Origin of the sequence: Colwellia sp. D2M02, assembly GCF_018860755.1 — a bacterium.
Taxonomy (GTDB): domain Bacteria; phylum Pseudomonadota; class Gammaproteobacteria; order Enterobacterales; family Alteromonadaceae; genus Colwellia; species Colwellia asteriadis.
The window spans coordinates 109,285-121,795 of the sequence record NZ_JAHKPW010000060.1 but is presented as its reverse complement, the minus strand read 5'-3'; the positions used below and the strand labels follow the sequence as shown (position 1 = coordinate 121,795).

At 37.5% G+C, this 12,511-nt stretch carries 8 protein-coding genes; 6 read left to right on the top strand and 2 right to left on the bottom strand.

The annotated features are described in order from the left end of the window. Positions 1 to 264: 264 nt before the first annotated feature. The 5 genes from KO495_RS11035 to KO495_RS11015 all read left to right on the top strand — a co-directional run bounded on the left by KO495_RS11035 (position 265) and on the right by KO495_RS11015 (position 7,500). Positions 265 to 1,113, top strand: coding sequence for a metalloregulator ArsR/SmtB family transcription factor (locus tag KO495_RS11035; protein WP_215980463.1), 849 nt, complete (start codon positions 265 to 267; stop codon positions 1,111 to 1,113). 64 nt (positions 1,114 to 1,177) lie between these two features. Next, positions 1,178 to 2,188 (top strand): ArsJ-associated glyceraldehyde-3-phosphate dehydrogenase, encoded by a 1,011-nt coding sequence (locus tag KO495_RS11030; protein ID WP_215980462.1) that lies wholly within the window; start codon positions 1,178 to 1,180, stop codon positions 2,186 to 2,188. 56 nt (positions 2,189 to 2,244) lie between these two features. Continuing rightward, entirely contained in the window at positions 2,245 to 3,498 is a 1,254-nt protein-coding gene (gene arsJ, locus KO495_RS11025) for an organoarsenical effux MFS transporter ArsJ (protein WP_215980461.1), read from the top strand. A 180-nt stretch (positions 3,499 to 3,678) separates the two neighbouring features. Next, positions 3,679 to 4,422, top strand: coding sequence for a hypothetical protein (locus tag KO495_RS11020; protein ID WP_215980460.1), 744 nt, complete (start codon positions 3,679 to 3,681; stop codon positions 4,420 to 4,422). 237 nt (positions 4,423 to 4,659) lie between these two features. After that, positions 4,660 to 7,500 (top strand): response regulator, encoded by a 2,841-nt coding sequence (locus KO495_RS11015; protein ID WP_215980459.1) that lies wholly within the window; start codon positions 4,660 to 4,662, stop codon positions 7,498 to 7,500. Between the two features lie 112 nt (positions 7,501 to 7,612). Here KO495_RS11015 and KO495_RS11010 read toward each other — a convergent pair whose 3' ends face one another. After that, positions 7,613 to 7,969, bottom strand: coding sequence for a hypothetical protein (locus tag KO495_RS11010; protein WP_215980458.1), 357 nt, complete (start codon positions 7,967 to 7,969; stop codon positions 7,613 to 7,615). 527 nt (positions 7,970 to 8,496) lie between these two features. Further along, a complete protein-coding gene (locus KO495_RS11005) occupies positions 8,497 to 11,082 on the bottom strand; it encodes a cellulose-binding domain-containing protein (protein ID WP_215980457.1) in 2,586 nt (861 codons plus the stop codon). A 527-nt stretch (positions 11,083 to 11,609) separates the two neighbouring features. On the opposite strand from KO495_RS11005, the gene KO495_RS11000 reads away from it, so the two are divergent. After that, a complete protein-coding gene (locus tag KO495_RS11000; RefSeq protein WP_215980456.1) occupies positions 11,610 to 12,407 on the top strand; it encodes an ion transporter in 798 nt (265 codons plus the stop codon). The last annotated feature ends 104 nt before the right edge of the window (positions 12,408 to 12,511 follow it).

Sequence of the window (12,511 nt, the reverse complement as noted above, 5' to 3'; positions counted from 1 at the left end):
ATCGCCTTTTTAGGTAACGTTACATGGATATAGCTTATTAGACAATGTTGGAACATATTGTCCAGAATAACCACATGACAAAGGCTCTGTCTGGTATAAATACCCAAAAAAAAGCTGCAAAAAATATCGAAAGCTCAACAGCCTTAGTGAGTTGCTAGCGCATTTATCTCAATAAATACTTTTTGTAAAATCATCTTATAAAAATGATTGTATATATGTTTTTTCATATATACAATCATTTGCATTAATAAGTGAGGTAACTTTATGACAACGCTGAATTCGCCAAAAAAGACGTTACTATTTTTGTGTACAGGTAACTCTGCCCGTTCGCAAATGGCAGAGGTATTACTTCGCTCTAAAGCTGAAAAATTATTTGATGTATACAGCGCAGGAACACACCCCGAAGGTGTTGATGAAAGAACCCTTACAGCCTTAACCAAGTATGGCTTGCCAACCACCAATTTAACCTCAAAGAGTATTGATACTTTTTCAGGTGTCTCGTTTGATTATGTGATCACCTTATGTGATAACGCGAGCAATGAATGTCGTTCTCACCCAGGTGCTAAAAAACAGCTGGCATGGGATTTTCCTGATCCGAAAAAAATGACTGACTTAGATGCTTTTGCTGTCACATTACATTATTTAGACAAACGGTTAGCACTATTTTTAGCACTTGAAGTTAAGCCAAACCTTAACGAAAGTCAGTTTACTAAAGATACTGTGACAGAAGCATTAGCGACTACAGATGAAGAGCACAGCGTTAACATTGACCCCGTTAGTTTTTATAAATGTCTCACCGATGATATTCGCCTGAAAACCTTAATGTTAACTAATTATCATGGTGAGTTATGTGTATGTGAGTTAATGGCAGCATTGAGTGAAGAGAGTCAACCAAAAGTTTCTCGTAACTTAGCCGTATTAAAAAAAGCTCAGTTACTGACGGGCAGAAAACATGGGCAGTGGATTTTTTATCGTATTAACCCCGCACTACCTTTATGGGTGAAAAATGTTATTGCTCAAACCACAGAAAATAATGTCTCGTTAATTCAAGCGAGTAATACGCAGTTATCAGTAATGTGTAATAGGCCAAATAAAGTAAGTTTTTGTGATTAAAAGCTCTTTAACAATAAAGCGGTAAAAACAGAAGTATCTCAAATACATTTAACGGGAAAATATTATGACAATTAAAATAGGTATTAATGGTTTTGGCCGTATGGGACGTTTATCAATGCGCGCTGCATATGACTGGGATGATATTGAAATAGTACAAATTAATGATCCCGCAGGTGATGCGAAAACATTAGCACACCTAATGACATTTGATTCAGTACATGGCAAGTGGCATCACGAGGCAAGTTATCGTGATAACGTTATTGTAATTAACGGTAAAGAAATTCCTTGTACGCAAAACACTAAGGTAGATGATACTGACTGGTCAAACTGTGATGTTGTTATTGAAGCGTCAGGAAAAATTAAAACTAAAGCACTTTTACAAGCTTATCTTAACCAAGGCGTAAAACGTGTTGTGGTAACAGCACCGGTAAAAGAAGAGGGCGTATTAAATGTTGTCATGGGCGTTAATGAGCAGCTTTACGACAAAGCTATACACCCTATTGTTACTGCGGCTTCATGTACCACAAATTGTTTAGCGCCAGTTGTTAAAGTGATTCATGAAAAAATTGGTATTAAACATGGCTCAATGACAACGATTCATGACATTACTAACACGCAAACTATTTTAGATGCGCCACATAAAGATTTACGCCGTGCACGCGCTTGTGGCATGAGCTTAATTCCAACTACAACAGGATCTGCTACGGCAATTACCCATATATTTCCAGAGCTAAGTGGTAAGTTAAATGGTCATGCGATACGAGTACCGTTAGCGAATGCATCATTAACAGATTGTGTTTTTGAAGTAGCGCGTAATACCAATATTGAAGAGGTTAACCAGCTTTTAAAAACGGCAGCAGCAGGCGAACTTAACGGCATTATGGGCTTTGAAGAGCGTCCTTTAGTGTCTATTGATTATAAAACCGATCCACGCTCAAGCATTATTGATGCGCTCTCCACTATGGTAGTAAACGATACCCAAGTTAAATTATATGTTTGGTACGACAATGAGTGGGGCTATGCAAACCGTACTGCGGAGTTAGCTCGTATGGTTGGCTTAGCAGATCAAAGCTAAAAAACGTGCTGTTGAGATTGGTAAACGTCAATAAATATAAATAAGGTAAACATAACATGGGTCTGTTGTCAGTAAAGGCACTACCAGATCAGGTAAAGCAATATTTAATTATCACAGGTAATTATTGGGCTTTTACCTTAACCGATGGTGCATTACGCATGTTGGTGGTGTTGTATTTTCATCAATTAGGTTACAGCGCGTTTAATATTGCGATGCTGTTTTTATTTTATGAAATTTTTGGCGTTATCACTAATTTAGTTGGCGGCTGGTTAGGTGCAAAGCTAGGGCTGAATAAAACCATGAATATTGGTTTGGGCTTGCAAGTCGTAGCGTTAGCAATGCTCACCGTATCTGCCGATATGCTTACTGTTACTTATGTTATGGCCGCTCAGGCATTATCGGGTATTGCAAAAGATCTTAATAAAATGAGCGCTAAAAGCTCTATTAAGTTATTAGTCCCTGATAGTGCTCAAGGAAAACTGTACCAATGGGTGGCATTATTAACCGGCTCAAAAAATGCCCTTAAAGGCGTTGGATTTTTTTTAGGAGGCGTTTTACTTAGCCTATTTGAATTTCGTGGCGCAATTATCATTATGATGACGCTGCTGTTTATTGTATGGGTATTGAGTTTAGTTTTTCTAAAAGATGATCTTAATTCAAAAGAAACTTCGCCTGAATGTTCAACAAGCAAACCTGAAAATGCAGCGATAAAATTTACACAGCTATTTTCAAAAAGCAAAGCGATTAATGTGCTTTCTGCCGCACGACTATTTCTCTTTGGTGCCAGAGATGTATGGTTTGTAGTGGCATTGCCCGTTTTTTTAGCCACTCATTTTGGTTGGGATCATTGGTGGGTTGGTACTTTTATGGCATCTTGGGTTATTGCTTATGGTGTCGTGCAGTCATTTGCGCCTTATTTTACGGGGAAAAAACAAGGAAAAGTACCAACAGGGCGAGCTGCTTTTTTATGGGCTAGTTACTTAACGCTTATTCCTGGGCTTATTGCGCTAGCACTGTATTTTAACTTTTATATTCAAAGCTCATTGATTATTGGTTTACTTATTTTTGGTGCTGTATTTGCGATAAACTCATCGCTGCATAGCTATTTAATTGTTAGTTATGCTCGTCATAAAGGCGTTTCACTTGATGTTGGCTTTTATTATATGGCTAATGCCATGGGAAGATTAACAGGCACAGTGCTTTCGGGGTGGGTTTATCAGTATCATGGTTTACAAGCCTGTTTGTGGATTTCTAGTGCCATGCTTTTAGTGGCCACCTTGTTATCGTTAGCGCTGCCAAAATCGCGTTAAGCCAAACTTCTATGAAACGCGTTTAAGTTTATGGTGAATTAGCTAGATTTGGTTCACGTTTTTTAGTACGTTGAAACGTTATTACGGTATAATTTTATTAGACATTTTGGCTCAAAGCTACTTTCTCTAAGCGACTGTACGTGAAACTACGGAACTCTAAAATATTAAGGAACGTTAACCATGAAAAAATTTATACTCTTTACTGCTGTTTTATTGCTTATTGCTGGCGGTGCATTTTTGTTTTTAACAGGTGATGCGATTAATGCATTAGTAAAACAACAAATTGAAAAAATTGGTACCCAAGTTACCGGGCAGTCAGTTCGTGTGGCGAGTGTTGATTTAAAGTTATTAGAAGGGGCGGGCACTATAAAGGGGCTAGTACTCGCTAACCCAGCAAAATATACAGCGCCATCTGCGTTTTCATTAAATGAAGTTACCTTAGATATTAATCTTAAAAGCCTATCAACGGATTTAATTGTTATTGATCGCATTATTATTCATAGCCCAGAAGCGGTGGTTGAGTTTACCGAAAATGCTGGCGCTAACATGCAAGATATTTTAAATGAAATTAAAAAAAATACCGCAAGTGCAGGGCAACCTAACGCTGAAGCGCCTTCACAGAGTGCAAGTCAAGCTGATCCTATTGTTCGTGTTGACCAATTTGTGTTAGCGGGTGTTGCCTTAACGGTAGACTTAACTAAATTAGGTAATAAAGTACATCAAGCTACGTTAGCCGACATTACCTTAAATAATATTGGCGGTGATGCAGGTATGCCGGCAAGTCAACTGGGCGGTGAGTTAGCAAAACAAGCATTATCTTCTATTTTTAAACAAGCTAAAAAAGAACAAACGGATATTTTAAAAGAGCAAGCTAAAGATAAAGCCAAAGAAAAAATTGGTGGTTTTCTTAATAACTTAGGGTAGCGTTTTATTCAGGTAATATTTACCTATGAGCAGCTATTACACTTCTCAGCAACTTAATTGTACCTAGCGTACTTTAGTACGGTTAAGTTGCTGATTATTTTGTTGAGTAAGCATATTGACTATAAAGGGTTTAAATTACTCCTTACTCTCTGAGAAATATCATTTTTATTTAAAGTTCCCACCCAAAAAGCTATAGATAAGCTACACTAAAAATACCTTGTCCTGTGCTCTTTTTCTATGAAGTTACGTAATCAAGTTTTAAGCGCTCTTATTTTTAGTGGATTATTGCCACTTGCTGTTGCCTTTTTATATGCTATTTGGCATAGCTCTATGACGACTAATGATTTGGTTATCAAATCAGTAAGCCATCGCTTAGCGCAATCATCAGCTGAGTTGGCAAGTTACTTTTCTGCTCGCGAAACTGAAATTGATTTATTAGCAAGTTTACCGCTTATTCAGTCAATGGACTTTCAAAAAGTACGTCCTTTTTTAATGAATACACTCGATAAAAAAAGTGCTTATTATGAAAAGTTTATTGTTGGTCGCACTGATGGCAGCTTTCATAACACTTCCGGAGGGAACCGCTTTGTTGATATGTTACGTACAGATGACGATAGTCAAAAAGACGGAACCCCTAGGAGTATTGCTCAACGAGATTATTGGTTAGAAACTATTGCTAATAATGCCACTGCAGAGCAAAAAGTTTATATTTCAAACCCGATGATTTCTTATACTACCGAGGTTAAGCAGATTGTTATCGCCGCATCTATTATTAATAATAAGCAGGTAGTTGGATTAATTGGTGGCTCTTTGCCATGGGAAAATATTCAACAGCGTATTAATAAAATACAAGATGAATTTAGTAATGAATTTGGTGGTTTAGCTAAAGTTGCGTTGATCAGTAGTGATGGTACCTATTGGTATCACTGGCAGCCAGATAAAGTTATTCATTTCAAACGGGATGGTAATAATGATTTTATTTTGAATGCGTCAGGAGAAAAACAAACCGTATCAAGTAATATAAAAGATGAGTTTCCACAAAGCCCAACTAATTTATTAAATACTATTTTAACTGGCAAGAAAGCTTATATTGTTAATGAATTAACTTCATCAACATATCATCACCTATTTCAACCTATTGATAATTCAGGCTATACCTTGCAGCTTACCGTGGATGATAAGGTCTTAAGTGCCCCTACAAGTAACCTAATTAATGTACTGCTATTCATATTAATGATCTCAATTGCTGTTGCTTTGCTTGCAGTATACTTTTTATCTAAAAAGCTCACTCAACCACTATATGATTTTGCTAGCAAAATTAGCCTTGCTAAAAATAAACAACTAGCCCCAATTGCTTATACAACACATACCAAGGAGTTTAATGATTTATTTCAAGAGCTAAACAGGATGATAGTCACCATTTGTGATAATGAAAAAGCACTACGCATTAGTGAAGAGCGCTTTTCTGTTGCGATGAAAGGGGCGAATGATGGTTTATGGGACTGGAATTTACTCACCGATGAGGTCTATTTTTCACCGCGCTGGAAAGACATGCTTGGCTATCAAGAAAGCGAGTTAGCGAATAATGTTTCAACTTGGCAGGATCTTATTTTTGAGGAAGATCTTGAGGAAACATTAGATAGCTCGAATAAACAATTAAATGGGCAAGGTCATTATTACCGTATTGAATTTAGAATGAAGCATAAAAATGGCACATTAGTGAATGTGTTATCACGAGCGAGTATTATTTACGATGTAAAAACGCAGAAACCTATTCGGCTTGTAGGTACGCATGTAGATATTACGGATAGAAAAAAACAAGAATATCAACTTCACGCTATGAATAGTTTACTTGAAGAGCGAGTCGAAGCACGTACGAGTGAGCTGGCTAACTTGAATAGTCAATTAGTAAAAGCGACACAAGTCGCCGAGCACGCCAACCAAAGTAAAAGTTTATTTCTAGCTAATATGAGTCATGAAATCAGAACGCCAATGAATGGAGTTATTGGTTTAATCGAGCTCATTACACGAACCTCTTTAAATGCCCAGCAGCAAGAGTATTTAACTCAGCTACAACTCTCTTCAAATAATTTGATGCATATACTCAATGATATTTTGGACATTTCTAAAATAGAAGCGGGCAAGCTTGCTATAGAGCAGCAGCCTTTTGATTTTAAAGAAATGTTAACTAATGTCGTTAAGGTATTTGAACCTCAAATTCAAAAGAAAAAACTATCGTTAACCGTGAGTATTGCTAATGATATAGAAACAAATGTGATTGGTGATTCAGTGAGGTGCTCGCAAGTACTAACTAATTTAGTTAATAATGCTATCAAGTTTACCGAGGTCGGTGGTATTCGTATTATTGTTAATAACATTGAAAACAGTGAGTTAGTTTCTATAAAAGTTAGTGATACCGGTATTGGTATTAGTGAGCAGCAACAACAACGTTTATTTACATCATTTATGCAGGCTGATGACTCCACTTCGAGAAAGTTTGGGGGGACTGGGCTAGGGCTTGCAATCTCTCAACAGCTTGCCTGTTTAATGGGAGGAGCAATAACCTTACAAAGCAAATTAGGTGAAGGCAGTTGTTTTGAATTTAAGGTAAAACTCCCTATTGATAAAAGTAAACCGAGCACAGACGTTATGTCAGAGTCGAGCCAACATAACAATACGACTAAAAATAAAAGTTATATAGTGAGTGCTTTAATAGGGAAAAGAGTATTACTAGTGGAAGATAACCGAATTAATCGGTTGATTGCGGAGCAAATATTAAAGCAAGCGGGAATGAAAGTGTTCAGTGCAGAAAATGGTTTGCAAGCAGTGCAAATGGCAGAAGAGCACGCTTATGATGTTATTGTGATGGATATACAAATGCCTGTGATGGATGGTTATGAAGCAACACAAAAAATTAGACTGTTAGCACATCATGAAAAAACACCTATTATAGCAATGACTGCAAATGCTATGACTGATGATAAAGAGCGAAGTTTAGCAGTAGGTATGAATAAGCATTTAACCAAGCCTATCAAAGCAAATGAAGTGATAGCGGAGTTAAGCAAGTTTTTTACTTAAGCTGTAATTTAAGTTAGTTAAACTGCCTTCAGCTTAAAATTAAGGGTTACTGGCGTGGTGATAACTTCCTTGTTATTACGGTAAAGCCAATAGCTAAACATCATTTATACCACTAACCCACGCTAACTAAATGTAATGGAGATTTTTTGGGCTCTGGCACAGTAACTGATTTTGAGACTCTTTCTTGGTTTTTATAACGATCAAACTCAACCTTTTTAACATCAATCTGCTGTAAGAACGCGGTAAATGCGGCAAAATCATCTCGCTCAAGGTCTATGGTTGTATTAGTCATTAAGCCATCTACATAAGCTCTATCACCGTTAACATTAATGGTTGCTATAGCAGAGTAAGGCTTACCATACTCGTCAGCGCGTATAGCCCGTACCGTTTTTACCTCAAAGATCCAGTTATCTATTTTAATGCAACGTGATACTGCATTTAAATCAGCATCAGAAATAGTTTTAGACATGTTCGTTACCTTTAAATTATTAATATTATTAAGGTATTACCATAGTGATATATACCTAGGGCTTGATAAGTTAAATACCACAAGAAGAGAACTTATAAAGTGCATAAAATACGCCAGTTTATTAATTGTTTGTTTTTAAAGTGTTTATTAAAAAGAAGGTGGTAAAGCTGTTGTTATATAGCAACAGTCAGTATAAAAAAACACCATATAAACACTCGCTTTATCTTATTACTTATTTAATATATTTTAAATCATTGATTTATGTATTTTTTGTTAACCCTTATTTTGTCGCTAAATGGCGACAGTTTAAGGCTTGTCACCGAAGGGAATTACTTATTGTTGATACCTCTGAGTTGCTCTGGATAAAAGAGGTGATGACTTACACTGATTTTAAATATTTATCATATTGTTATACGTATAAGTCGCTGAGATAACGCTTTATTTTTAATAAAAATGCCAGTTAGCAAAATACTAACTGACATTTATCTTTTTAGATATTGTACTTAGTGCTGTTTAGCGCAATGGCTTTATTGTGGGTTTAATCCTAGTTTTTGTAGTACAAGTTTAAAGTTAGCGCGTCGTTCTTCAATCGCATGTACTTCACCACTCACAGGGCAATGATCATCAGGGCAGCCACGATTTACTATGCCAGATACTGCATCAACAAATGCTGTACCTTGTAAGCCACCATCAACATACTTTTTCAGCTCAGCGTGATAGTTCCAAGTGGCGTACGGTCCACCTTCATTGTTGTAAGCTTGTACTGAGTTAACCCAAAAGAATAAACCGGCAATCCATTTAATTTCTTTGTGCTCCTCTGAGCTACATACCAGTCCTGGGTTTGAACATAAGTCTAAGTCGGCATATAGCGGACTTTCAGGTGCTGGAGCAACGGTTGTACCATCAATTGTTGTACCTATGGTATCAGGGTCAACATGTGAGCGGCCAACAAAGTGATTTAAAGTACCGAAGTTTTGACGACCTGTGGTTTGAATTACACCACGGCCCCACCAACCGCACCCTTGCACACTTTCGTCACTGCCATCCCAAATAAAGCTACCCGCTTTTTGTCCAACATACTGCTTACATTCTTCTCGCTCGTAAACTTGCTTAGACGTATCGATAGCGGTTGGTACCGTATTACAATGACCGGCGTTGGTCCAACGGCCTACTTTGCCATTAACTAACAAGCCCTGCTCGGCAAGTACGGCATCTGGTGCCACAAAGATAGGTGCTGGTGCGCCATACCACTTAGCATGAGTATTTGCCGTTTGTTCCATTCTTTCATCACGAGGACATGAGTACGGATGATCGTTACCCGAAACAGGGTGGGTACCATAATCAGTATATTTTTGGCCTAGCTGGCCACAACTTGCGGTCATAGGGTAATCTATCGCAGCGCCATATTTTACCTCTGACCAATTGTTTTCGTCACAAGCATCAAAGCGTATGGTTTCTTGCATACTTTGTGATAAAAATGCTGCAATCGCGACTTTAGCGTATATAGCATTTGTGGCATCATTGGCACTGCTGTCAACTAGCCAAAATTTTTCTCCTGCAACACCCACGTTATGCATAGAGTTTAAACCAGTTAAAAAGTCAGCCCACTTATAAATAGTTGATGGAACCCAAGCTGAGTTAGGTGTTTCATAAAGAAAAACTTCATTATCCATTACTGTTTCAGCATTGGTTAAGTCACTATTTAGCGAAGCTATATTGGTTAGTGCTGCTACATTTGCAGGGGTGCCGACATAGTATAGTGGTACAGGGCTGGTTTGGTAACGGGTTATTTTGTTTGTTAAGTCGGTGCTATCTGTATCAAATAAAATAGCAAAAAGGTTACTGTGCGCGGCTTTACGAATATTACTTTCACCTAAAGTATTTCCCATAAAGTAAGTACTGGCTTGTGCGGTGGGCACCGATGACAGCATTGCTGGGGCTTGAACAAAGTCAGTGACTTGTTTTACATACTCTAATGCATTATGCCACTGATCATTGGTTAAACTTGCTGAAGTTGTAGACTTAGTAAAGGCGATAAAGTCAGCTTTAGATTCGCCTTTATAAAGCGATAGTTTATCTAATAAGTCTGCTGTTGCTTTTGATGCAGCATTCCATACAGAGCGTTTACCCGAATGGGTATCAAAAGCAAAATCACCGATACTTAATGACCAGCCAAAGGTGGCGCTAGGTGCTAGAGCTGTCATAATCAGGTTTTGAGCTTGTGCCCAACCCATGGCGTTATCGGTTAAGGCATCAATGTCGGCAATGCTGATACTGTTACTTTTATTTGTTGTGGCTAATGCGTCATTTAAAGCTTGTTTAACACTTATAGAGCCTAAAGATAAGCCTTTATCTAAGGTAATATTGTCAAGAACATCACTGTGTAAAATAATCGAAGAGGACCCAGCTTGAGCCGCTACTTGAATCAATGCTACAAAGTCGTTGGTGAGCTTGGTTATATCAGTTAAGTCAGCACTGTTAATCACATTTACGGTGAATGTATCAGGAGCTGCTGAAGAAGGGCTAGCAATAACAAAGTCACTTGGCCAACCAGCAACCTTTAAACTGACAGGATCCTTAGCATTTGGTAATGATAATAATGGCGCAGTACCTTGAGGAGTGCCATCACAATTGATTTCCCATACCCATGTATCATCGCTACCGGGCCTGGTAGAGGTTTCCCATTTTGCGCTATAAGCGATAAACTCATCATTAACGAATACATCACCACCCTTGGCTACAGTGCCGATGGTCCAATTACTATAATCTTTACAAAGACCACCAGGAGCGGGATCTACTGGATCAACAGGGTCGACAGGGTCAACTGGCTCTGTTGTGGTGCCGCACTCATGTTTTAACGCCCAACTGCCGTCACTACCTGGAATTGACTTAGTCCACCAGTTAGCGGTGTATGCCTTACCTTCATGTTGCATTAAATCACCCGCGTTAGCGTGATCAGGGTTGCCTTGCCAGTCTACTTGAGGGAAGTTTGGGTAGGTGTTAATACCATCACAGCTGGCTGCGAAAGCGTTTGCTGAAATAATACTACTGGTGGCAAGTGATATAGCAATAAAGGTTTTACTAGGCTTAAAAGCCATCGAGATGATATTCATTATAACTGTCCTCATTTAATTTTATTTTTGTTTTAATACAGCATAAATAAATATCAATAAACTGCCTGTTTTTGTAACAGTAATTGTACGTTTTTAATGCTTTTTTCAAGTTAGCATGCGATTGACAACGCTGTCAAATAGCATTAGTTTTATAATTATTCTTTAAATAATTAATCAATCTTATGCTTTATTTGTTTAAGGTTTTGATATTTGGCGATTTTATTTTTGTTGGTGACTTTTATACTCTTTATTAAATGATAAAAGTAATTGCGTTATTTTTATATGATATACATCTTCTTGATTGAACGTTATCTATTGATTTTGTCTCGTGTAAGTGTTTATTTGTTTAGTAGTGTTACTTTTTATTGTTATTTTTTAAACATTTTATTTACCTTTGGTTGCTCAGTTAAATTACTGGAGCTGTTGCATTAAAGCTTATTTCTCTAACAATATTTGCTTTTTAATAACTTGAACTTACATTTATTACCCCAACTTATGCCATAGTTGAATTTTTCTTGGTAAATCAAATGTTATTAACAGTTAAGCCAAACAGCCGACTACATCGTTTTGTAGAAAGTAAGCCTTTTCAAAATTTTTTAATTGCGGTTATTTTATTTAATGCGATAACCCTAGGTATAGAAACCAGTGACTTTGGTAAAGCACACTCACAAACGCTCAATATTATTGATACCGTTATCCTCTATATTTTTACCATCGAGTTATTGTTAAAGCTTATTGTTTATCGAGTTTCTTTTTTTCGTTCGGGTTGGAATTGGTTTGATTTTCTTATCGTCGCTATTTCTTGGGCACCAACGAGTGGGCCACTATCCGTACTGAGAGCCTTTAGAATACTCAGAGTCTTAAGGTTGTTTTCAGTGGTACCACAAATGCGCCGAGTTATTGGAGCTTTAGGACATTCATTACCGGGCATGGCGTCGGTGGTTGGTGTACTCAGCGTTATTTTTTACGTTTCGGCCGTATTGGCTACTAAGTTATTTGGCACTAATCCTGATGCGAATATGCAAGAGTGGTTTGGAAGTATTGGTGCCTCGGCGTATACACTTTTTCAAGTAATGACATTAGAAAGTTGGTCGATGGGAATAGTGCGCCCAACTATGGAGCTTTATCCTCAGTCTTGGATTTTCTTTGTGCCCTTTATTATCATCACCAGTTTTGCCGTACTGAATTTATTCATTGGTATTATTGTTGATGCGATGCAAGTGATGCATGAAGAAGAAAGTAAGCCTGAAAAAGTGCAAGCGACTAAAGAAGATATTCTAAAATTAGAAGCGAAAATAGATGCATTGTTGGCTAAAAACAGTTAACAGTAATGGCTTTATTATGTTCACCGTAGCAACGTTTTTAAATAACCTGAGCACGGCTTAACAAATGTTTATCTAGCAGTTACTTTTCCTAACTTCTTCGTTAA

Bases quoted from the DNA above. Each gene is read 5' to 3' on its own strand.
- KO495_RS11030 (WP_215980462.1), top strand. From the start codon at position 1,178: ATGACAATTAAAATAGGTATTAATGGTTTTGGCCGTATGGGACGTTTA.
- KO495_RS11020 (WP_215980460.1), top strand. From the start codon at position 3,679: ATGAAAAAATTTATACTCTTTACTGCTGTTTTATTGCTTATTGCTGGC.
- arsJ (WP_215980461.1), top strand. From the start codon at position 2,245: ATGGGTCTGTTGTCAGTAAAGGCACTACCAGATCAGGTAAAGCAATAT.
- KO495_RS11005 (WP_215980457.1), bottom strand. From the start codon at position 11,082: ATGAATATCATCTCGATGGCTTTTAAGCCTAGTAAAACCTTTATTGCT.
- KO495_RS11035 (WP_215980463.1), top strand. From the start codon at position 265: ATGACAACGCTGAATTCGCCAAAAAAGACGTTACTATTTTTGTGTACA.
- KO495_RS11000 (WP_215980456.1), top strand. From the start codon at position 11,610: ATGTTATTAACAGTTAAGCCAAACAGCCGACTACATCGTTTTGTAGAA.
- KO495_RS11010 (WP_215980458.1), bottom strand. From the start codon at position 7,969: ATGTCTAAAACTATTTCTGATGCTGATTTAAATGCAGTATCACGTTGC.
- KO495_RS11015 (WP_215980459.1), top strand. From the start codon at position 4,660: ATGAAGTTACGTAATCAAGTTTTAAGCGCTCTTATTTTTAGTGGATTA.